We start from the raw sequence: 22,437 nt of genomic DNA on the forward strand, positions 1-22,437 counted from the left end.
ACGCACAAACCTGACAAAAGCTGATCATTTTCTATACTGAGTCAGGAAGCCGCGACTCTCAGTTCAGTTTTCGGGATGGCACGAATTATAACGAGTTGGAGGGGAGAGCATTCCATGGCACAGAACACCGCGCACAAACCCGAAGCACAAGGCGATGATGCCCCTCGCGGCCATGTCTTGAGTCTGCCGCTGGCCAATGACCAGCCCGACCGCGAACCCCACAACTACGAACGGTGGCTGATCACCAAACTGATGCGGATGGCCGGCTCTCCCCCCATCCGTTTTCGTCTCTGGAACGGCGACACCATTGAGCCTGACAACGAGGAGCCCCAATTCACCCTTCACCTCAACGATCACAAGGCATTGTACGCCCTGGTCGCCAACCCCAATCTTGCGTTTGGCGACCTGTATGCCGCCGGACGACTGGACATCGAAGGCGATCTGCCGGATTTGATGGAGACCCTGTATCGGTCGGTGCACGCAGCGCGCCAGCGCTGGCCCCGCTGGCTGGATGCTCTGTGGCGCAACCACAATCCCCGCCCGACCGGTATCTCCGAAGCCCGGGAGAACATTCACCACCACTACGACCTGGGCAACGAATTCTATGGCCTGTGGCTCGATAAAGCGGAGAGGCAGTATACCTGCGCTTATTACGAGCACCCGGACAACACCCTGGAGCAGGCCCAGCTGGCCAAGCTGGAACACGTATGCCGCAAGCTGCGCCTGAAGCCGGGCATGACGGTTGTCGAAGCAGGCTGCGGCTGGGGTGGCCTGGCCCGCTATATGGCCCGCAATTTCCAGGTCAAGGTGCACTCCTACAACATATCCCGGGAACAACTGGCATACGCGCGCGATGAGGCCCGGAAGCAGGGGCTGGATCATCTCGTGACCTATGTCGAAGACGACTACCGCAACATTGAAGGGCAATACGATGCCTTCGTCTCCATCGGTATGCTCGAGCACGTGGGCAAGGACAACTACCCCGCCCTCTCGGAGCTGATCAAGCGATCGCTAAAACCCAATGGCGTCGCGCTGCTACACAGTATCGGGCGAAACCGCCCCATGCTGATGAACGCCTGGATCGAAAAACGGATCTTCCCCGGCGCCTATCCACCCAGTATCGGCGAATGCATGAGCATCTGTGAGCACGGCGATTTCTCGGTGCTTGATGTCGAGAACCTGCGCCTGCACTACGCCCAGACTCTCACGGACTGGCTGGACAACTTCAACGCCAACCAGGATGCCGTCACCGATATGTACGATGAGCACTTCACCCGCGCCTGGCGGCTGTACCTGGCCGGCTCGATTGCGGCCTTCCGGGCCGGGTCGCTGCAGCTTTTCCAGGTGGTCTTTACCCATGGCGACAACAATCAGCTGCCCCGAAGCCGGCAAGATCTTTACAGCTTCCCGGCAACCCCGGAGGGCGTTTGATGGATTACTACGACATCATCATTGTCGGTGCCGGGCCTGCCGGCGCAACCCTGGCCCACAGCCTCGAAGACACCGGCAAACGAGTTCTGATCATCGACAAGGAAAGCTTTCCCAGAGACAAGACCTGCGCTGGCTGGGTAACTCCCGCGGTGATGCAGAGCCTGGGCATCGACCCTGTTGACTACGGCAAAGGGCGGACGTTGCAGCCTATTCGCCGATTCCGGATTGGCATGATCGGCCAGGACGCCGTTGAGAACGACCATGGCGACATCGTCAGCTACGGCATCCGCCGCTGCGAGTTCGATGCGTTTCTGCTGGACCGGGCCGGCTGCGAGAAACAACTCGCCACGCCCGTGAAATCGATCAAGCGCAGCAATGGCAACTGGGTCATCAACGGGCACTGGCAGGCACCACTGCTGATCGGTGCAGGCGGCCATTTCTGCCCGGTTGCCCGAGCGACAGGCGAGGGTCCCGGAAAACACGAGACCGTCGTGGCTGCGAAGGAGGTCGAATTCGAAATGACGCCAGAGCAGGCCCGGGTGTGCGAGGCCCGGGGCGATACCCCGGAGCTCTGGTTCTGCCGCGATCTCAAGGGGTATGCCTGGGTATTTCGCAAGGGCCGCTTTATCAACATCGGCCTGGGTCGCGAAGACAACCACCGCTTGTCCGATCACCTCGAAGCGTTTGTCGAAACCATGAAACAATCCGGCCGTATTCCTTCGGACCTGCCGGGACGCTTCAAAGGGCACGCTTACCTGCTGTATGACCATGCCAACCGCCCCCTGGTGGATGATGGGGTAATACTGGTCGGAGACGCTGCCGGGCTGGCATACACCCAGAGTGGAGAGGGCATCCGGCCCGCCATTGAATCCGCGTTGATCGCCGCCGATGTGATCAAGCGAGCCACGGATTACTCCGCCCTGTCATTGCAACCTTACGGTGAGCGCATTGCAGAGCGTTTCGGTACCCGGGCAGCCGATCAGGAACCAGGGTTCGAAGTGCCGGAGTGGCTGAAACAAACCATTGCCAGCACACTCATGCGGTCGCACTGGTTTACCCGCAAGGTGATCACCGAAAAGTGGTTTCTCCATCAGACTGTGCCATCTCTATAATCGGGTTCTCACCCAGAAGATTGCACTTGGCCCGTGAAACCCTGTAAGCCGGCTTGATACCCTCGAAACCGTTTTAAAAGAAACGCAGGCCGGAGCGTTCACACGAAAAACGTTCATACAGACATAAAAAATGGCGGCTACAGGAGCCGCCATTTCAGGTCAGTATCGGGCGAGGTTTTACTGGCCCAGATAGCTACGGTACATCCACACCGTTTTTTCCTGCTGGGAGATGTAGTCACTCATCAGTGCGACCGTACCCTCGTCCTCGGCTTCGCCGGCCAGGCTCAGCAGTTCACGCTGCTTGGCAATCAGTTTCGCGAAGCTGTCGACGATGTTACCCACCGCCTCTTTGCCATCAGACACGTCTTTACGCTCCGGCACCTCGGACTTTTCGATATAGGTGCTGTAGGCGTGAGCCGGGCGATGGCCCAGGGTCAGCACACGTTCGGCAATTTCGTCGATCTTGAGCAACAGGTCGTCGTAGAGCTCCTCGAACTTGGCGTGCAATTCAAAGAAGTTCTCGCCTTTGATGTTCCAGTGATAACCCCGCACATTCATATAGAAGATCTGGTAATTGGACAGCAATTCGTTGAGTGCGTCCGCCAGCTTCTGCGTTTTGTCTGTGTCGAGACCAATAAAGTTCTTACCCATGTTGAACCTCCTGATTCACATTAAGGATTTATCTAACAATCACGTTATGCCATTCATTCCGGCATACGATAGTTTGAAAATTCAATACAACCAATAGTGCAAACTCATAGATCAAGCCAGCCTCTCATAGCTTCACGCTATCATAATGGCCAGCTCTTTCAATTTGAAAACAGTTATCATTTGCGTTGTACTGAATGCAATTACTTTTCTGACGCGGAGCGGATTCCATGAGCACCCTGAAGTTATTTGTTCACAATCACGACACCAGTGTTGATCCGTCGTTTCTGAAAACCATCACCTTCGCGGTAACGCACTTTACCGTGGCCTTCACGGTGGCGTATTTGCTGACCGGCGATATTCTGGTGGGCAGCCTGATCGCCATGGTGGAACCCGCGATTAACACCGTCGCCTACTTTTTCCATGAGAAGATATGGGCCCGGCGACAACAGAATGCAACCGCCAACGCCATGAATCTAAAGCAAAACACAGTGTAAAGCTTTGCCCCCGGTCAACCACGGGGCAAAGCTTAAATGCCCGGGCCGCAATCCAGGCACCCCTCGCCCGGCTCCGGCCCGATCTGGAGCTTTCTGCTCAGGTCCTTCAGGGCGGTACGCACGCCCTCTTCAATCACTGGATGATAGAACGGCATTTCGAGCATCTCGCTGACGGTCAGGCGCTGCTGTACCGACCACGCCAAAAGATGGGCCACGTGCTCCGCCGCCGGCCCGAACATCTGCGCTCCCAGAAACAACCCGCTGCCGTGCTCACCGTAAACCCGCAGCAGCCCGCGGTTTTTACCGATCACCTTACTGCGCCCCTGATCGTCAAACGTCACCTCGCCCACCGCAAAACATCCCTGGCAACGCGTGTCCACCTGGTGGATGTTCAGCCCCACCGACGCAATCTGGGGGTCTGTGAACACCACGGCCATCGGTGTTTTTCGCGCCCCCGCACGGACATCCGGCCAGGCCCCGGCATTGTCACCGGCAATCCGCCCCTCATCGGCGGCCTCGTGCAGCAATGGCCGGTTGTTGTTCACGTCCCCGGCGATAAAAATATGGCTATCTCCGCAGCGCAGGGTATACGGATCGAACACCGGCAAGCCACGCTCGTCTAACTCGATGCCGGCGTTCTGAATATCCAGGTGATCAATATTCGGCCGACGCCCGGTGGCGGCCAACACATAATCAAAGGTGTCCTCGTGCGCTTGCCCGCTTTCTCGCCAGCTGATGCAGACTCCCGCCTCGGTTCGCTCGACGCGCCGGGTCTCTGCTTTCGGGCTGATGTCGAATTCCTCGCGGAACGCTCCCAACGCATACTCCCTTACCTTTTCATCCTGAATGCCGCCGATCCCGCCGCTGAGCCCAAACAGCCGAACCCTGACGCCCAGTCTGCTCAGCGCCTGCCCCAGTTCCACGCCGATCACGCCCGGGCCGAACACGGCAACCGATGACGGCAGATCCTGCCAGTCGAAAACGTCATCGTTGATCACCAGGCGGTCCTTGGCCTCTTTAAGAAGGCCGGGGATACTGGGGCGGGAACCCGTGGCAATAATAATCCGTTTCGCCGTTACTTCCGTGTGATCGCCAATGACCAGACGGTGGCCATCGACAAACCGGGCGTGGCCCATCAATCGGTGTTCCGCCGGCAGCGACTCCATGGAGCGCACCACCGGTGCCACAAAGCCATCACGTAATTCACGCACCCGGGCCATCACTTGTTGGCCGTCTATGCGCACCTCCCCGGGCAACACGCCAAAGGTCTCAGCCTGCCGGGTTTGATGCGCGCTTTCGGCGGCGGCAATCAGCAGTTTACTGGGCATACAGCCAACCCGGGCACAGGTAGTCCCGTACTGCTCGCCTTCAATGAGCACAACCCGGTCTGTGGCCTTGCTGGCACGCTGATAGGCGACCATTCCCGCCGTACCCGCACCAATAACCGCTACGTCCACTTCTCGCTTGTTCATCCTGCCTCCTGGAGACTCGCTGATATTTCAGGCATTTCGTGCTATCACACGCCAGAGCTCTTTGGTTAAAGTATAGAAAGCTTATTATGCGCTGACAGGCAGAGCCTCAAAAAAATCCCTGCCACAAACCAGGCAGCCGTGATCCAACCTGATCGACAGCGCCCACACTCCGGAGAATGATTGTGCAGAATTACTGGCTGGAATTTCTGACCGTTGCCCTGGTGCACTTGCTGGCCGTTGCCAGCCCCGGGCCGGATTTCGCCGTTGTGTTACGTCAGGCGCTCACGCAGGCCCGGCGCAATGCGTTACTGACCGCAGCCGGGATTGGTATCGGTATTCTGTTGCACGTGGGCTATTCCTTGCTGGGCATCGGGTTGATCATCCAGCAGTCCGTGATGCTGTTCACCGTTCTGAAAGTGATTGGGGCCGTCTATCTTCTGTATATCGCCTGGCACTGTCTGCAGTCCAAGCCCGGCGGTGTTCACGTTCAGACTAACGGGGGCCGAACTCAAACCGGCTGGGCGGCGTTTCGGCTCGGATTTCTCACCAATGCGCTCAACCCCAAAGCCACGCTGTTCTTCGTCTCACTGTTTTCCGTCATCATCAATCCCGGCACGCCGGTTCTGCTGCAGGCCGGCTATGGGCTGTATATGGCAGTGGCCACCGGCGTGTGGTTTACCCTGGTCGCCTTATTTTTCACCCACCCCCGAGTCCGCCGGGGCTTCAACCGGTTCGGTCACTGGCTCGACCGGGCCATGGGCGGCATTCTGCTGCTCCTGGCCGGGCAACTGCTGTTCTCTACAGTGAGCGGATCAGAGCCTCTGTCTGCTCCCAGCCCAGGCACGGATCAGTAATAGAGCAGCCATAGACCAGGTCATCGCCATCGTTCTGCCGGCCGAATTCCAGGAAACTTTCCAGCATCAGGCCTTTAATATGACGGTTGCCGCCACGCTTCTGTGCCATCACATTTTTGGCAATGTCGATCTGCCGCTCGGCCTGTTTGCACGCGTTATCGTGGCTGCAATCCACCATCACCGCTGTCGATACGCTGGCTGCTTCCAGTTCCGCCACGGCCTTGGCGATACTCAGCTCATCATAGTTGGTCACGCCGCGCCCGCCGCGTAGCACCAGATGGGTATCCGGGTTGCCCGCCGTGGAGATCATGGCTGGCGAACCGTTGTGAGATATTCCCATGTGATGATGTGGGTGCGCCGCTGATTTCATGGCATGGCTGGCCACCGTAATGCCTCCATCCGTACCATTTTTGAAGCCGGTCGGCATGGGCAAGCCACTGACCATTTCCCGATGAATCTGAGATTCGGTCGTGCGGGCGCCGATGGCCGTCCAGCTCACCAGATCACCGAGGTAGTCCACCATGAACGGGCTCAGGGCCTCGGTTGCCAGCGGCAGACCCAGCTCAGACAGGGCCAGCAAAAGCTGTCGGGACCTTGCCAGGCCTTGCTTCAAATCACCACGGCCGGTGCGCTCCGGATCGTACAGCATCCCTTTCCAGCCTACCGTGGTCCGGGGCTTTTCCAGGTACGCCCGCATAACAATCAAAAAGCGGTCACTGACCTCATCTGACAACGTTTTCAGGCGCGTGGCATAATCCAGGGCAGCCTGCTCGTCATGGATAGAGCAGGGGCCCATGACAATCAGCGTGCGGTCGTCCTGACCGTGCAGTATTGCGCGAATCTGATCACGGTAGCCGGCAATCGCCCGCACCCGTTGCTCATCGGCAGGAAACTGCTGGCGCAGCTCGGCGGCCGTGGGCAGCCTGGCTTCCTGACGTTGCTGGCAGGCACTCGAGGATTGCTCGTCCCGTGTTTCAGATTTCAGCGGCATATTCATGTCTGTGTTCCCATTTCCCTGTGTCAGAATCGAAAAAGCCCCGGCTGGGCTACCAGTCGGGGCTTTTTTGAGTCCGGTGGCAGCCTGGGTTGCTTGCCGGGCTGCCTTCCTCGTTATGTTCGGTCGATGAAGATCTTATGGGCGGCCCGGGCTCTGGCTAAAATAAAAGCCATAACCAAACCACCAAAAATACACGGCAGAACCCGAAGCCTTCAGTGTTTCACCGAAAGCTTTCAGAACATTCAATTGACAGTCTGCGTGTAAGGTCTTCATGCTTTTCACTATATACCCACGGTTTTAACGAAGGCAACCCGCAGCACAGATTATTTTTGCGGCAGCTTGCCCACCATGGCTTCGGAGGCCGCTATGCACAATCCCGAGCGCTGCACCCGGTTCTGGCTACCCACGGCCTGGCTTCTGCTCCTGCTGACACTCTCCGGCGGGGCATGGGCACAGTCAGAAGCCAGAGTCTATGAGCTTCACAACCGCACCGCCGATGACGTTGCCGCCCAGGTGCGCGAACTCTATCAGCAGACGCCCGTGACCGTAACGGCCCGAGGCCAGCAATTGGTGGTGCGCGGTGAGCCGCGGTTGCTGGATGAAATCGGCACTCTGGTGCAATCGATCGATGTGGCACCGATACAGATGCGAGTAAGCGTTCGCTATCGCGAGGATGTCGGAGGCAAGCAATCCGGTGCCGGTATCGATGTTTCCAATGGCGCTGCCAGCGCCAGTGCCGGGCGCCGCACCATCAGCACCCATTCCACCCGGGAACGTCAGCTGATTGTTCAGGATGGTCAGTCCGCCCACATTACGTCCGGCAAGATCCAAACCCTGCCATTCGCGATTCAGGGCGGCCGCAACCCCGCAGCCATTCTGCAACAGGTGACAACCCGCAGCGGATTTGTGGTGAGTCCGCAGGCCATTTCCAACCAGGCAGTGGAACTGAGCATCGTCTCCTTTGAGGAAGACCCGGCCGCCCTGCCCGGCTACGAAACCGAGGCGCTGATGACCATCCGGCGTGTCGAGCCGGGGCAATGGGTCAGCCTGGGAGGAACCCGAACAGCGACCCGCCAGAAACAGCAAGGGATCAGTTATCGGGTAAACGGCAAACGCTCGGAAAACCTGTCAATTGATGTGAAGGTCGAGATTCTGCCCTGATCAGGCGTGGTTACGTTTGCCCAGCAACACATCCCGGGCCTCGTTCAATTTCGCCGCCAGGTAATCGTTACCGCCGCGATCCGGGTGCACTTTCAACATAAGCTTGCGGTGGGCCGCTATCACGTCTTCGCGGGGGCAGCCAGGGCTGACTCCCAGAATGTCGCAGGCTTCACGCTCATCCATCGGGCCGCGAGGCGGCGCGCTGCCCGCCCCCGCCTGCCGTGTTGAGTCTGAACTGGCCGCATCCCCCATAAACTTGCGGAACATCGGTGCGTAACGCAGCAGGGCCGGCAGTTTTCTCAGCAGAGGAATCAACGCCGCAACCCCCGCGGTGAGCACGTGCACCCGGCCGGTCAGCACCATAAACAGCAATAGCGCACCACCGGCAACCAGCACCACCTTCCAGATGGCGGCCTTCTGGCTTTCCGGAGACAAGGCGCCCCACTTCTTGAGAATCACAAACACCGCGGCAGCAAGTGCCAGGCCGAGAATCAGTTGCATTTTATAATTCCTGCGCGCTTTGGGTGAAACGGCGAAAGACAACACCACAGCCGGGTATATTAATCCACACGGTAGCCCTTAACGTAGGTTCCGGGCAGTATTTATACTGCAGCCAAAATGCAAACGGGTGACAAATAGCAGCAGCTTTTGTAGCATCCTATTATTCAAATTGAACTTTCGTTCTAATACACGGTCTTCTAGCCCTGATTTGCAAGGATAGCGATCAACCTTCCTGTCCGGGCGACCTTATCAGATTCAGGCAATTTACTCCCAGGAACAGACTTATGCGCACTGCTTCCCGTTTCGTCATCGTTTTAATCTTCCTCGGCGCCGTGCTGGGTGGCATTTTCGGTTACAAATTTTACCAGTTCGGCCAGATGAAAGAGCAGCTGTCTCAACCACAGCCGCCGGCCGTGGTATCTGTCACCCGGGCGAGTACCGAAAACTGGCAGCCCACCATCAAGGCCGTGGGCAGCATCACCGCCATCAACGGCATTGAAGTAGCCAACGAAGTCCCCGGTGTTATTGAAAGCGTTGGCTTTGAATCCGGCGACAACGTCAGCAAAGGGGACATTCTGGTTCGCCTCGATGCGGCCATAGACGAGGCCGCCCTCCGCACCCGCCGCGCCGAATCGCAACTGGCGGAACAGGAATTCAAACGGGTCTCGGATCTACTGCCGAAGCGCGCCGTATCCCAGTCCCAGTACGATGAAGCCAAGGCCAACTTTGACGCTGCCCGCGCCCGCGTGAACGAAGCCGAGGCCCAGCTGAACAAAAAGGTTATCCGCGCCCCCTTCGATGGCAAGCTTGGCATCCGCATGGTGGACCAGGGCCAGTACGTCGCCACTGGCACGCCGATTGTCGAGATCAATATGCTCGATCCTATCTACGTGGATTACACCCTGTCTGAAAAGTTCCTGCCAGACGTCGATCAGGGCTACCCGGTCTCGGTTACCGTTGCTGCAGTACCTGAGCAGACTTTTGCAGGTGAAGTCAGTGCCATCAACACCTCGGTAAGCCCGGAAACCCGTACCGTGCGCATCCGGGCCACGCTCGACAATGAGCAGAACCTGTTGCGCCCGGGTATGTTCGCCACTATCCAGACCGGCCAGCCCCGGGACAACAACGTTGTTACCCTGCCGCGTACTGCCATTTCCTACAACACCTACGGCAACTTTGTCTTTGTGGTAGAGGAAAACGAAAACGGCGAGCTGGCAGTCAGTCGCCGGACGGTAACCACCGGCGAAGTCCGGGACGGTCGGGCCGCTGTTATTTCCGGTCTCGAAGAAGGCGAGACCGTTGTCGCCAAAGGTTTGCTCAGACTCCGGGCCGGGCAGCGTGTTGAAATTCAGGACAAGTCCGGCCAGGAGGCGTCTGAGTAATGAAATTTACCGACATTTTTGTCCACCGGCCGGTTCTGGCCACGGTGGTCAGCCTGCTGATCCTGCTGATCGGTGCGCGGGCCGCCATGGAAATGGAAATCCGGCAGTATCCGGAGCTTCAAAGCACCACGGTCACCGTAACCACGGCCTATCCCGGTGCCAGTTCCGATCTGATCAAGGGCTTTATTACCACGCCGTTGCAACAGGCCATTGCCGAAGCCAGCGGCATCGATTATCTGACCTCCACCAGCTCCCAGAGCGTGTCGACCATTCAGGCCAAGATGAACCTGAATTACGACGCTAACGATGCGCTTGCGGAAATCCAGGCCAAGGTGGCCAGCCAGCGTAACGTGTTGCCGGCAGACGCCGAAGACCCGGTGATCACTTCAACCACCGGCGACAACACGGCGCTGATGTACATTGCCTTTTACAGCACCGAACTAGATGTTCCCCAGATTACCGATTATCTGACCCGGGTGGTCCAGCCCAAGCTCCAGGCTTTGGCCGGCGTTGGCAAGGCCGAACTTCTGGGCCGTACCTTTGCCCTGCGTATCTGGCTCGATCCGGAGCGCCTGGCCGCTGTCGACCTGACGCCAGTCGAGGTTGCCGCCAAGCTCCGCGCCAACAACTATCAGGCCGCCGTGGGTAAAACCAAAGGCAAGTACACCGAAGTCAGCCTGACCAGCGATACCGACATCGCCGACCCCGAGGCCTTCCGCAACCTGGTGGTCAAACAGGCCAACGGCACGCTGATCCGCCTTCAGGATATTGCCCGGGTAGAGCTGGGGTCCGAGTCTTACGATAATCTGGCGCTCTACAAAGGCGAGCCCGCCACCTACGTGGCCATCGAGCTGGCACCCGGTGCCAACCCTTTGACAGTGGCAGACCTGGTCAAAGGCCAGCTGCCGGATATCGAAAGCCAGCTGCCAAGCGGCCTGAATGTTCGCCTGGCCTATGACGCCTCCGACTTCATCGAAGATTCCATCAATGAGGTTATCCAGACTCTGCTGGAGGCCATGATCATTGTTCTGGCCGTGGTGTTCCTGTGCCTGGGCTCGGTGCGGGCCTCCATTGTGCCTTCGGTGGCGGTACCGCTGTCGCTGATTGGCGGTGCCTTTGTCATGCTGATGTTCGGGTTTTCCCTGAACCTGCTGACACTGCTATCCATGGTGCTGGCGATCGGGCTGGTGGTGGATGATGCCATTATCATGGTGGAGAACGTGCACCGGCACATTGAACAGGGGGAATCCCGGTTCGATGCCGCCATCAACGGTGCCCGCGAAATGGCTACCCCCATCATTGCCATGACCACCACACTGGTCGCAGTGTACGCACCTATTGGTTTTATGGGCGGCCTGGTGGGCTCGCTGTTTACCGAGTTTGCGTTCACGCTGGCCGGCACCGTTGTCATCTCCGGCATTGTCGCCCTGACCCTCTCGCCCATGCTATCCGGCAAGGTGCTGAAACCCCACGGTGATCCCGGCCGTTTCGAGCAGGTCGTGGAAAAAACCTTCAATGGCCTCGCCGGGGGCTACAAAGCCGCCCTGGCATCCCTGATGCAAACCAAGTCCGTGGTGGTGTTCTTTGCCCTGGTTGTGCTCGGCTCCATCTATTTCATGGTGATGATGAGCCAGAACGAGCTGGCCCCGACCGAAGACCAGGGCATCCTGTTCTATCAGGGGCTGGGGCCGGAAACCTCCACCCTCGATTATCTGTATGACCACGGTCAGGAAGTTCAGGAGCGCATGAGCGGTGTGCCGGGTTACAGCGAAGACTTCATGATCCTGGGGATCACCAGCCCGAACGCGGTGTTCGGCGGCTTCAAGCTGGCCCCCTGGAGCGAGCGTGAAATCAGCCAGTTCGAGGTACAACCCAAGCTGGATGCAGAGCTGAAAAATGTCACCGGCCTGCAAACCGCAGTCTTCCCCAGGCCCTCACTGCCCGGTTCCGGCGGCGGCCTGCCGTTCCAGTTCGTGATGTCCACCGGCGGCAGCTATGAACAGCTGGACCAGGTGGCAGAAGAAATGTTGGGCAAGGCGATGCAAAGCGGCAACTTCATGTTCCTGAAGAAGTCCATCAACTTCGACAAGCCGGTTACCCGGGTGAATGTCGACCGCGACCGCGTAGCCGACCTGGGCTTGTCGATGCAGGATGTCGGCGAGTCGCTGGCCAGTATGCTCAGTGGTGGCTACATCAACCGCTTCAATATGGAAGGCCGGTCGTACCAGGTGATTCCTCAGGTGGACGACAACTTCCGCCCCAGCAAGGAATCCTTGCAGGATTACTACATTCGCGCCGGAAACGGCGAACTGGTGCCACTGTCGAGCGTCGTAAGCTTTACTGAGGAAGTAGAGCCCTCGAACCGCACCCAGTTCAACCAGCAAAACTCGCTGACGCTGGAAGGGGTGGTCATGCCAGGTGTTGCCGACGGCGCGGCCATGGATTTCATGGAGCAAACCGCCAGCGATGTCTTCCCCCAGGGGTTCAGCTTCGACTACACCGGGCAAACCCGCCAGCTGGCCACCCAGGGCAGTGCGTTGATGGTGACCTTCCTCCTGTCTCTGCTGGTGATCTATCTGGTGCTGGCGGCGCAGTTCGAAAGCTGGCGCGATCCGATCATCATCCTGGTGTCGGTACCCATGTCGGTGGCCGGGGCGATGGCGTTCATTGTGCTGGGCTTTGCCTCCATGAACATCTACACCCAGGTGGGCCTGATCACGCTGATCGGCGTGGTGTCGAAAAACGGCATTCTTATCGTGGAATTTGCCAATCAGTTGCAGAAAGAAAATGGCCTGAACAAGGTGGATGCGGTGATTGAAGCGGCAGCCATCCGGCTGCGGCCCATCATCATGACCTCTCTGGCGTTGATCTTTGCCATGGTGCCGCTGCTGATTGCTGTCGGCCCGGGCGCGGAGAGCCGGTTTGCCATCGGCCTGACCATCAGTGCCGGATTGGGCATTGGCACTTTGTTTACGGTGTTCGTGTTGCCGGCGTTCTACATCCTGCTGGCCCGCGATCATAACGCTTCGGCGGTGGATAACGACGGTAACGGAGAGATCACCGCATCAACACAGACCAACGCCGGCAACCCCTGAGTCGGCCCTGACGAAAAGCCCGGCAAACAGCCGGGCTTTTTTTATCTCAGGACGCGACAATGCCGCGGGGCGACTCCGGGGCGATCTCGCCTACCTGCAATCGTCGTCGCCATTGCACCGTCTCGCTGGGCAACTCACCGAAATGTTCACGGTACAGCGCCGCAAACCGGCCCAGATGTGTGAACCCCTCATCTGCCGCATACCAGGAGATGTGGGGCACATCGCATTGGCAGTCCACCAGCCGGCGGCGAACGCGCACTAACCGGCAGCGCTGATAGTAGCGGTAAGGCGTCATTCCGGTTTCACGTTTCATCAGATAGTACAGATTGCGCTCACTGACGCCGGAATGACTGGCCAGCTCCTGAAGGTCGAACTCCCAGGCCGGCTCGTCGTGAATCTTGTCTATCACCCGCACCAGCCTGCGGTCGAGTTCCCCCGGCGCTTCTCCAGGGTTATCCTGAACACCGAGCGCCAGCTCAAGCAGCCGCTCAAGCAACTCATCCATGGAGCGGCAAGCCTCCCCGTGATTCCGGAAAAAGCCCGAATATTGTAAAAACCGATGAACCTGATCTGCCATCCGTGCCAGCCTGCCCGGACACAGCTCTCCCCCGACACCCACGTTCTTCGGGGTTAGCAACACTAACCGGGCGCACTCACCTGAATGAATAACAACCGATTGCCCGGGCTTGAGCACAGCCGCAGGGAAGGCCGACTGTTTGCAGCCTTGCTCTAACAGGACATCACATTGCCCTGCCACCGGTACCACCATCAAAGTGGCCGGCAATCCGGTCAAATGCAGCTCAGTGTCCTGTGCCATGTCCAGAACACCCAATGTGCCCTGCTCAGCAGCCAGAGACGACAACGAACCCACAACCGCCTGGGGGCGAGACAGAACAGTCTGCACCTCGTCGCTAGCCAGCAACTCGCGGATGGCAGCCAGCCACTCGCTCTCGGCGGCGCGGTTCAGCCGGAGATAGGCGTCCAGATCCGGTTTGGCAGTATAATGGCACATACAACGTGAACACACAGTGAGTGAGAATCCTGTTGTATGCCAGGCACCGCCAAAGCCCTAGCCAAATCTTGCAAAAAGTCCGGAAACGCGAAGGAGTTCGGCGGTAAATTGATGTTTATCAATCCAGCGGCAACTGATTGAAGGGAGCAGGCCTGGCCATCAGGTATCCCTGGCCACGGTGACAATTCAGGTCCCTCAGCTTGCACCTCTGGGACTCCGTTTCAATGCCTTCAGCCACAACCTCAAGCTCCAGTGCCTCGGCAATGCCCAGAATGGCCGAAACGATACGCGTGTCTTTCCCCTCACCTCCGAGCCTTTGCACAAACTGCCGGTCAATCTTGAGCACATGAACGGGCAATGTGTGCAGGTAGGCCAGTGACGAGTAACCGGTGCCAAAATCATCAATGGCAACCGTAACGCCTCTTTGTCCAAAGCTTCTGAGCTTGTCATGACAGCGCCGGGAGAGATTCATCAGGTGCGTTTCGGTAATCTCTATTTCCGGCTGCCACCCAGCCTGCCGGGCCCGCTCGAAAAACGGTTCCAGCAAGCTATCCAGCCGACCATCGGCAATCTGGCGGGCCGAGATATTGATTGCCAGGCGCCGGCCCTTCCCATTGCCCGCAACGCACCGGTCCAGATCCTGCTGAATGCAACGGATCAGTTGCCCGGTCAGCTCGTGAATATGGCCACGTTGTTCCGCCACCGGCACAAAGTCCGCCGGTGACACCGCGCCCAACTCCGGATGACGCCAGCGCAGCAGGGCCTCGATGCACACCATAACGCCGGTCGCAAGGTCATATTGAGGCTGATAAACCACCGAGAATTCCTCGGGCGCTATCTTTAACGAGGCAACCAGAGCCTCGGACAACCGTTGCTGCGTCTTCCCCTGATCGCTTTCGGCGGCACTGAAGATTCGATAACACGCCCGCCCTGCCAGCTTGGCAGCGTACATGGCCCGATCGGCGCTCTGCAGTAGATCGGACGATGTCTTGCCATGGTTCGGGTAAATCGCCGCGCCGACCGATGCCGAGAGAAAATGCTCCCGGTAGTCCACCACCATGGGCGCCCGGAAAGCCTGGGTCATCCGTTCACACACCGCCGGCAACTCGTCTTCGCTCTCAAGTTCGATCATGGCCGCAAACTCATCGCCCGAAAGCCGGGCCACCACATCGCTTTTGCGAACGACGGTCCGCACGCAGGCCGCCGCTTGCTGCAGAACCCGGTCACCGCAGTCATGGCCATGAAGATCGTTAATCGACTTGAAAAAATCCAGATCGATATAGAGCACCGCAAACAGATCAGGCCCGGTTTTGCGCTGGTTCGCCCTGGACTTGAGAAACTCCTGGAACAACGAGCGGTTGGGCAGTTCGGTCAAGGGATCATAATAGGCCAGGCTCGCCAGTCGCTCATCGTTGGCGGTCAAGTCACTCACATCCATGAACACGCCGGCATATAGCCGGCTGCCCTCGTAATCCACCGGATAGATGGTCAGCCACTGGGGATAATGGTCCCCGTTTTTACGGCGGTTCCAGATCAACCCCTCCCAACGCCCATGGTCCTTCAGGCTGGTCCACATGGCGCGATAAAACTCGGGCGAGTGCAGCCCGGAGCTGAGCACCGATGGCGGTTGACCCAGCACTTCCTGGGCGCGGTAGCCGGTGACCGTGTGAAACATCCGGTTCACGTAGGTAATTCTCGCTTCAGGTGTCGAAAGCATAATGGCCCGTGGATGGTTATCCACCAGGGCTTTGAAGTCCCGTTCTGTCAACGCCTGCATTCGCCGTGTCCCTTCGGTGTCCGACCTGCCGCGGGCAGGGTCTCTTGTCTCCAGCATAGGCAGAAAATGTCGTAAACCTATCCACATTTTGCAAAACCCGTGCGCGGCCGACCGAATGCAAAGGAAAATGTGAACGCATTTTCAACATTTGCAATATATGGATACCCCGCAAACGTATACAGGTCGATAGTGCTTGAAAAACACAACTAACGCCTTCCGGGAGTACGCAATGCGCAGGAACGAACCGATTACCGGTCACGAACGTGATTTCCCGGCGCACTACCATTTGATCACCACCACCAATCTCAAGGGTAAAATCACCGCTGTTAATGACGAGTTTGCGGAAGTCGCCGGTTATACCCCGGACGAGCTGATAGGGCAGCCCCACAACGTCATCCGCCACCCGGATATGCCGCCGGAAGCCTTCGCCGACCTATGGTCAACCATTGGCAGGGGGGAATCCTGGCGCGGCATGGTGAAAAACCGCTGCAAGAATGGCGATCATTACTGGGTCGATGCCTATGTCACCCCCATCATGAAAAATGGCGAACCGGTGGAATTCCAGTCGGTTCGATGCAAACCCGGTCGCGATCAGGTGCGGCGAGCTGAGAAAGCCTATGGTGCCTGGCATCGTGAGCGCCTGCCTCGACGCTTTCTGGCCGTCTCGCCCCCGCTCATTTCCAAGCTGGCGTGCCTGTACGCTCTGCTTGCCGGTAGCCTTTTGATGTTCGGCCTGGCGTCGCTGCCGACGGCTGACATGATCACTCTGCAGGCCCTGCTACTGGCCGTTTTCGCCGTGCTCTTCTGGCTGACCCTGCCGATGGTGCGCAGCGCCCGGGATACCTGCTGTGATGCTCATCCGGTCATGCCCTGGATCTACACAGGGCGCCGTGATGAAGGCGCGTGGATTGAATACGACCGCCAGAAGCGCGACGCAACCCTGCGAGCCGTGTCGGCCCGAATGTATGCCAATATTGGCAAACTTCACGGTCGCAAGGAGCGCACGCTTGAATGGGTCTCCAGTTCGGTGGCCAGCATTAGAAGCCAGCAAGGCGATATTGAACAGATTACCCGCGCCTTTGAGGAATTGACCCAGAGCGCCCGGCGCGTCAACGAGATGACGGTCCGTACCGAACAGGCCAGCGCCGATGCACGTGAATCCGCCAGTCAATGCCAGCACCGGATGGATGGAGTTAACCAGTCGCTGTCCCGTCTCAGGCAGCAATTGACCGATGCCAACGGCGAAATGGATAAGCTCACAGAGCGCAGCAACGCCATCACCATGGTACTGGAAGTCATCAGCGACATTGCCGAACAAACCAATCTGCTGGCGTTGAATGCCGCCATTGAGGCGGCCAGAGCCGGTGAATCGGGGCGTGGTTTTGCCGTTGTGGCCGATGAAATCCGGGGGCTGGCCCAGCGCACCCACGATTCCACCCGCCGGATCGACACCATGATCGGAGATCTCCAGTCAGAAACGCGCATGGTGGTGGATGTGATCAACCAGGGTAGCTCTGCCTGTGACCAGACCGCCACCCTGGCGACCGAAGCCGGCGAGGCACTGACAACCACACTGAAAGACATGGACATTATCGACGACTGCGCCCGGGAAGTGGCCGGGGCCACCGAGCAGCAGTCGGCGCTGGCAGTTCAAGTGGAGCGTCAGGCCGAGCGCCTTTTGCAACTGGGCGATCAATCCGTACAGAGCAGTGAGAGCGCCCGGGAGGAGTCCGAACAGCTGGGCTCCAATGTCGACCAGGCCCAACTGCTGACCAGCCATTTCCTGCAGATGTTGTGCAAGCAGCTGCTGGGCGAAACCGACCGGGGCGATACCCGGCGATTTCCTGAGCCGGCGCAATAGGGTAGTCTGACGGTTTTCCGGAGCGGGCGACCTGCTCCGGCCAAATCACCGGCAGGATTGAATAACCCTTGAGCCTGGCTACCCTTTTCTGGCTGTTTTTCGCAAGCTTTGTCATCTGGTACTGGTGGCGCGCCAAAGCCATCAAGGATTTTGTCTTGAAGGCTGCCCACCGGTACTGCAAGAGTATGGATGTGTTGTTACTGGATGATGCCGTTTATCTCAGGGGGGTGTGGTTCAAGCGGGACCAGAACGGCAAACTGAGGGTATGGCGGCGCTTCCTGTTTGATTTCACCACCACCGGTGAGGAACGCTACACCGGCCGCATTATCATGCTGGGGCAAACCATCATTCATTCCGAGCTCGAGCCACACCGGTTCTGAGCTGACTGTCACCGGAATCGCCTCACCCAAATGGGCGATTACCGCCCTGCACTGGCTTCGAGATACTCCTGGTTGCATATCGACAACCAACAAAAACAACAGGAGTCATCTATGCGTTTTGCCATGCCCGTCCGGCTTGTGGCCGGAGTTCTCATGCTGGTGTTCTCGATACTGAGCCACGCCAGCTACACCCAGACCCGCCACCCCATCGTGCTGGTGCACGGTGTAACCGGTTTCAACACCCTCGGTGGGCTGATCAACTACTTCCACACCATTCCCTGGAACCTGGAGCGCAGTGGCGCGAAGGTTTACACCGCCAGCGTGTCTTTCGTTAACAGCAGCGAACAACGGGGCCAGCAACTGGCCCATTACATCAACAGCCTGGGCCACAGCAAAGTCAACGTAATGGCCCACAGCCAGGGGGCGCCCACCTCAAGGGTTGCCGCGGCGCTGATCCCGCATCGGATTGCCTCGGTCACATCGATTGATGGCGTCAACAAAGGCTCGAAGGTGGCCGATGTCATCCGTGGCATCATCCCCCCGGGCAGCTACGTTGAGGGTGGCGCCGACGCCATCGCCAGTGCCCTGGGCGGCTTGATCAATGCGCTGTCGGGCGCCAGCAATCCTCAGGACGGCATTGCCGCTCTGGAAACCCTGACCACCCCGGGCACAACCAGCCTGAACAACGCGCTGGGCTGGAAAGGCGTGAACCGCAATGCCTGCGCCGGCACCAGCGAGGACGTCTGGATTGATGGCCAGAAGATCAAGTTCTTCTCCTGGACCGGGCGGGCGGTCTGGACCAACGTCTTCGACATTACCGATCCGTTCCTCGGCGTAACCTCTCTCGCCTTTGGCCGCGAGCCGAACGACGGTCTGGTTGGCGTCTGCTCCACCATGATGGGTAACGTCATCGGCACCCATTACGACATGAATCACGTCGATGCCATCAACCATCTGCTCGGGGCGCGTTCACTCTGGACCAACCCGGTCTCGCTCTATCGCAGCCAGGCCAACCGCCTGAAAAATCGCGGACTGTGAGGTGATCATGAAGCACCCATCCATTCCCGCGATCCGGTGGCTGCTTCCCGTTGCCCTGCTGGCCCTTCTGGCCGGCGGTGGCTTCTGGTTCTGGCAGACTCCCGCACAGCCCACCGCAGCGGCCGCCGGGAAGCATCGAGCCAGCGTTTCGGCCCCGGCAACAACCTCGGTTCAGCCCCCCTCCGAGCCGTATCGAGCCGGGCCACCGGCCTCGCGCCAAACGCCACCACGGCTTCCGCAACCAAGCTTTGCCCGCTCACTGGCCGGTACCGAAATCGATGGCAACCTGAGAGCCGACGATCAGGGCCACTTGGTTCTGGAGATTGGGGTTCGCGACTTTTTCGACTACTTCCTGAGTGCGGTCGGCGAGGTCTCGCCTCAGGTGGCCATTGACCAGATTCAGTCACTGGCCACCACCCATCTGCCGGAACCCGCCGCCAGCCAGGCCATGGCTCTGCTCGATCAGTACCTGGCCTATAAGCAGGCAGCCCTGCACATGATGCAGACCGAGCTGGACCCAAGCCGGCAGGCAGACCCCCGGTATCAGCTCGCGGCACTCGGCAAGGCCCTGAGCGAGCTGAAACAGCTCAGAGCCACGGTGTTCAGCACAGACGCACATCAGGCGTTTTTCGGCCAGGAGGAGGCCTACAGCGAATACACCCTGGCGGCCATGGAAATCCGGCAAAGAACCGATCTGTCGGAGCCCGGCAAGCAAGCCCTCATCCAGTGGCACCGCAATCAGCTACCCGAATCCCTCCGCGCCACCGAGCAACGCTTGCACCACGACACCCGGCAGCATCAGGCGCGCTTGCAGGCCCTGGAGAGCGCCGGCTCCCCGGAAGCAGCCGGCCAGAAACTGATGGAACTTGGCATGGACCCGGCCAGTGCCGGGGGTGTTGTCGAGTATCTGCAGCAACGACAGCGCTTCGACCAACAGTTCTCTGACTTTGAAGACGCCTTGCACAGCCAGACCCTGCAAGGACTGGCCGGCGCAGAACGGCAACAACATGAAAACGCACTGCTGGAACATTATTTCCCGGACACGCAAACGCGAACCTGGGCGAAACTCAGAATGCTGGACCAGAGCTGATCAGTCTGTGCTCTGGCTCCCGGCATGGCGAACGTCAGCGGTCTAGAATCGGGGTTCCTTTCTTCATGGAACACAACCATGACGGCCGAAGAAATCCAACAACAGCAGGCCAGAGGATTCCGAACCCTGCGTTTCATGCCGGCACTGGAGGCCGATTATCGCCAGGTACGCTCAGCCCTGGTCCGCCAACGGGCACGGCTGGCCTCCCTGGCCGGCCTGGTGCTGTTCCTGGTGTACGCGCTGGTCGACCTGATGACACTGCCTCCGGAACTGGCACGGCTCACCGCCGGCATTCGCCTGCTGTTGACCTGCCCGATCATCGCCACGGTGCTGTGGCTTGCCCATCATCACAGGCCCGACGACCTGGCGTTCGAGCGACTTTACGTTCTGGCCTATCTGGCCGGAGGCCTGAGCGTTATCGCCATTATTCTCGTCGCCCGGTGGCAAGCCTACCCGTTACCCTACGAGGGTATGATCCTGATGCTGATGTTCGGCTATTTCGCCATGGGCCTGCCCTTTTTCGAGGCCTCGGCGGCGTCATTGATTCTGGTTGTCACTTATTTGCTGGCAGAGCTCTGGGCCGGTTACCCGGTAGCGGCAGCCTTCACCAATCTGTTCTTTCTGTTCACCGCCAACGTCATCGGCATGGTGGGGGCCTGGATCAGCGAATACCGCCATCGCGCCCACTTTCTCGACCGCCAGCTGCTGGACCTGATGCATCAGGCCGCCGAGGACGAAAGCCGCCGCAAAACCGAACTGATCACGGCGGCAAGCCACGATCTTCGCCAGCCGCTGAACGTCATTGAACTGACCCTGGCATCGCTGCAACCCGACCACTCGCACCCTCAGCTTCTCAACCAGCTTCGGGGGACGGTCAGTCAACTGCGCAATCTCCTGGGCACTGTGCTCGACAGCGCCAGGCTGAATGCCGGCATGGTTCGGCCGGACATCAGCACGGTCAGCCTTGCGGCTGTCCTGCAGGAGCTTGGCGACCTGCTTACCGAGACGCTGACCCGCCGCGATATCCAGCTCGACATACCGCCCCTGCCGCCATCCCTGCATCTAAGGGCCGACCCCAGCCTGTTGCTGAGAGTGCTGCAGAACCTGGTCATCAACGCGGCCGACCACAGCGGAGGCAGGCACATTCTGGTGACCGCCGTGGCGGCAGACGGTCACGCGCAGATCCGGGTCTGTGACGATGGCTGCGGCCTGTCGGGAGACCTGCACGACCGGGTGTTTACCCCTTACGTTCGGGCCCCGAAAAGCGGGCAGCCAGGGCTGGGGCTCGGCCTTACCATCGTTCGCGAGTTTACCCGGCTGATGCAGGGCCGCTGCGGCACGGAACGCCCGCTCGCCCGGGGTGCCGTGTTCTGGGTTTCCCTGCCGTTGGCGGCTACAACCAGCCGGCGGCCCGCGCCCGGCTCACACACTCGGTGCGATTGTGCACCCCCAACTGGCTGAAAATCGCTTTCAGATGGGTCTTGACCGTATGCTCGGTCAGCCCCAGGCTTTGGCAGATGCGCTTGTTGGGGAAGCCCTGAGCCAGGAGCGCCAACACCTCAAGCTGACGCCGGGTCAACGGAGCCCCCTGGGCCAGTGGCGCAATGCCGCCAGGAAAGTAGCCCTGCCCCCGCCGCACAGCCTGCATCATCCGCACCAGGGCCGCCCGCCCGGCCGACTTGGCCAGAAATCCGACGGCACCGGCGGCGCGCGCGGCACGCACGGTGCTCTCGTCTTCACTACTGGAAATAATCACCACCGGCGGAATGTGATCAGCCCCCGCCAGGCTGGGCAGAAGAGAAAGCCCGGTCTCCCCGTCAAGCGCCAGATCCAGCAGCACCAGATCAACCCCGGCATCTTGCCTGAGGTGGGCAACAGCACTCTTCAAAGTACTGGCCGTGATGACCGAAAGCGCAAGTTGCTCCTGACAGATGAGCCCGGCCAGCGCCTGGGCAAACAGCGCATGATCATCAATCAGCAAAACCTTTTCGAAAACCGCCGGTGGCTGCCCCGCTTTGTCTGACTGGCACGAAAGCGATGATGCTTGCATGAAACGGCCCCGCTACGTTTGTTATTGTGACTGCGGACATCCTTGACTATAAGCCAGCCCGGGCCGGCTCTCAGCGGCC

General features: G+C 59.2%; 19 protein-coding genes. 12 read left to right on the forward strand and 7 right to left on the reverse strand.

What is annotated here, in order from left to right; all coding sequences use genetic code 11:
• Positions 1-114 precede the first annotated feature (114 nt).
• Together ACP2AU_RS09065 and ACP2AU_RS09070 are read left to right on the forward strand one after the other, a co-directional pair.
• Complete coding sequence (locus ACP2AU_RS09065) at positions 115-1,431, forward strand: class I SAM-dependent methyltransferase (protein ID WP_426375804.1); 1,317 nt, start codon at positions 115-117, stop codon at positions 1,429-1,431.
• Positions 1,431-2,543, forward strand: a complete 1,113-nt coding sequence (locus tag ACP2AU_RS09070) for a geranylgeranyl reductase family protein (protein ID WP_426375805.1) — start codon at positions 1,431-1,433, stop codon at positions 2,541-2,543. Before ACP2AU_RS09065 ends, ACP2AU_RS09070 begins: the two co-directional genes overlap by 1 nt.
• A gap of 177 nt (positions 2,544-2,720) precedes the next feature.
• Here ACP2AU_RS09070 and ACP2AU_RS09075 read toward each other — a convergent pair whose 3' ends face one another.
• Positions 2,721-3,194 carry a Dps family protein gene (locus ACP2AU_RS09075; protein ID WP_426375807.1) on the reverse strand — a complete coding sequence of 158 codons (474 nt, stop codon included), beginning with the start codon at positions 3,192-3,194 and terminating at the stop codon, positions 2,721-2,723.
• Positions 3,195-3,421: 227 nt separating this feature from the next.
• Here ACP2AU_RS09075 and ACP2AU_RS09080 point away from each other — a divergent pair, with 227 nt between their 5' ends.
• Positions 3,422-3,688, forward strand: a complete 267-nt coding sequence (locus tag ACP2AU_RS09080) for a DUF2061 domain-containing protein (RefSeq protein WP_426375808.1) — start codon at positions 3,422-3,424, stop codon at positions 3,686-3,688.
• A gap of 32 nt (positions 3,689-3,720) precedes the next feature.
• Here ACP2AU_RS09080 and ACP2AU_RS09085 read toward each other — a convergent pair whose 3' ends face one another.
• Positions 3,721-5,160, reverse strand: a complete 1,440-nt coding sequence (locus tag ACP2AU_RS09085; protein WP_426375809.1) for a dihydrolipoyl dehydrogenase — start codon at positions 5,158-5,160, stop codon at positions 3,721-3,723.
• 176 nt (positions 5,161-5,336) lie between these two features.
• Here ACP2AU_RS09085 and ACP2AU_RS09090 point away from each other — a divergent pair, with 176 nt between their 5' ends.
• Complete coding sequence (locus ACP2AU_RS09090) at positions 5,337-6,014, forward strand: LysE family transporter (protein ID WP_426375810.1); 678 nt, start codon at positions 5,337-5,339, stop codon at positions 6,012-6,014.
• Here the strand turns inward: ACP2AU_RS09090 and ACP2AU_RS09095 are convergent.
• Positions 5,959-7,011 (reverse strand): 3-deoxy-7-phosphoheptulonate synthase, encoded by a 1,053-nt coding sequence (locus ACP2AU_RS09095; RefSeq protein WP_426375811.1) that lies wholly within the window; start codon positions 7,009-7,011, stop codon positions 5,959-5,961. The genes ACP2AU_RS09090 and ACP2AU_RS09095 overlap by 56 nt on opposite strands.
• Positions 7,012-7,377: 366 nt before the next feature.
• On the opposite strand from ACP2AU_RS09095, the gene ACP2AU_RS09100 reads away from it, so the two are divergent.
• Positions 7,378-8,172, forward strand: coding sequence for a secretin N-terminal domain-containing protein (locus ACP2AU_RS09100; protein ID WP_426375812.1), 795 nt, complete (start codon positions 7,378-7,380; stop codon positions 8,170-8,172).
• Here ACP2AU_RS09100 and ACP2AU_RS09105 read toward each other — a convergent pair whose 3' ends face one another.
• Entirely contained in the window at positions 8,173-8,673 is a 501-nt protein-coding gene (locus ACP2AU_RS09105; RefSeq protein WP_426375813.1) for a molecular chaperone DnaJ, read from the reverse strand.
• Between the two features lie 284 nt (positions 8,674-8,957).
• On the opposite strand from ACP2AU_RS09105, the gene ACP2AU_RS09110 reads away from it, so the two are divergent.
• Together ACP2AU_RS09110 and ACP2AU_RS09115 are read left to right on the forward strand one after the other, a co-directional pair.
• On the forward strand, positions 8,958-10,055 hold the full coding sequence (locus ACP2AU_RS09110; protein ID WP_426375814.1) for an efflux RND transporter periplasmic adaptor subunit: 1,098 nt from the start codon (positions 8,958-8,960) through the stop codon (positions 10,053-10,055).
• A complete protein-coding gene (locus tag ACP2AU_RS09115) occupies positions 10,055-13,150 on the forward strand; it encodes an efflux RND transporter permease subunit (protein ID WP_426375815.1) in 3,096 nt (1,031 codons plus the stop codon). Before ACP2AU_RS09110 ends, ACP2AU_RS09115 begins: the two co-directional genes overlap by 1 nt.
• Positions 13,151-13,196: 46 nt before the next feature.
• Here the strand turns inward: ACP2AU_RS09115 and ACP2AU_RS09120 are convergent, their stop codons facing one another.
• Both ACP2AU_RS09120 and ACP2AU_RS09125 read right to left on the reverse strand, forming a co-directional pair.
• Positions 13,197-14,162: a helix-turn-helix domain-containing protein gene (locus ACP2AU_RS09120; protein ID WP_426375816.1), complete on the reverse strand. Its 966-nt coding sequence runs from the start codon at positions 14,160-14,162 to the stop codon at positions 13,197-13,199.
• 118 nt (positions 14,163-14,280) lie between these two features.
• Positions 14,281-15,939 carry a putative bifunctional diguanylate cyclase/phosphodiesterase gene (locus ACP2AU_RS09125; protein WP_426375817.1) on the reverse strand — a complete coding sequence of 553 codons (1,659 nt, stop codon included), beginning with the start codon at positions 15,937-15,939 and terminating at the stop codon, positions 14,281-14,283.
• 229 nt (positions 15,940-16,168) lie between these two features.
• Between ACP2AU_RS09125 and ACP2AU_RS09130 the strand changes: the two genes are divergently transcribed.
• The 5 genes from ACP2AU_RS09130 to ACP2AU_RS09150 all read left to right on the forward strand — a co-directional run bounded on the left by ACP2AU_RS09130 (position 16,169) and on the right by ACP2AU_RS09150 (position 21,769).
• A complete protein-coding gene (locus ACP2AU_RS09130) occupies positions 16,169-17,800 on the forward strand; it encodes a methyl-accepting chemotaxis protein (protein ID WP_426375818.1) in 1,632 nt (543 codons plus the stop codon).
• 68 nt (positions 17,801-17,868) lie between these two features.
• The gene (locus ACP2AU_RS09135) at positions 17,869-18,180 is read left to right on the forward strand and encodes a DUF3301 domain-containing protein (RefSeq protein WP_426375819.1); all 312 of its coding nucleotides are present in this window, start codon (positions 17,869-17,871) and stop codon (positions 18,178-18,180) included.
• A gap of 111 nt (positions 18,181-18,291) precedes the next feature.
• Positions 18,292-19,218, forward strand: a complete 927-nt coding sequence (locus tag ACP2AU_RS09140) for an esterase/lipase family protein (RefSeq protein WP_426375820.1) — start codon at positions 18,292-18,294, stop codon at positions 19,216-19,218.
• A gap of 7 nt (positions 19,219-19,225) precedes the next feature.
• Positions 19,226-20,308 (forward strand): lipase secretion chaperone, encoded by a 1,083-nt coding sequence (locus ACP2AU_RS09145; RefSeq protein ID WP_426375821.1) that lies wholly within the window; start codon positions 19,226-19,228, stop codon positions 20,306-20,308.
• A 78-nt stretch (positions 20,309-20,386) separates the two neighbouring features.
• A complete protein-coding gene (locus ACP2AU_RS09150; protein ID WP_426375822.1) occupies positions 20,387-21,769 on the forward strand; it encodes a sensor histidine kinase in 1,383 nt (460 codons plus the stop codon).
• Here ACP2AU_RS09150 and ACP2AU_RS09155 read toward each other — a convergent pair.
• On the reverse strand, positions 21,702-22,358 hold the full coding sequence (locus tag ACP2AU_RS09155; protein ID WP_426375823.1) for a response regulator transcription factor: 657 nt from the start codon (positions 22,356-22,358) through the stop codon (positions 21,702-21,704). The genes ACP2AU_RS09150 and ACP2AU_RS09155 overlap by 68 nt on opposite strands.
• Positions 22,359-22,437: the final 79 nt, after the last annotated feature.

Origin of the sequence: Marinobacter sp. VGCF2001 (genome assembly GCF_049943275.1) — a bacterium.
Lineage (GTDB): Bacteria > Pseudomonadota > Gammaproteobacteria > Pseudomonadales > Oleiphilaceae > Marinobacter.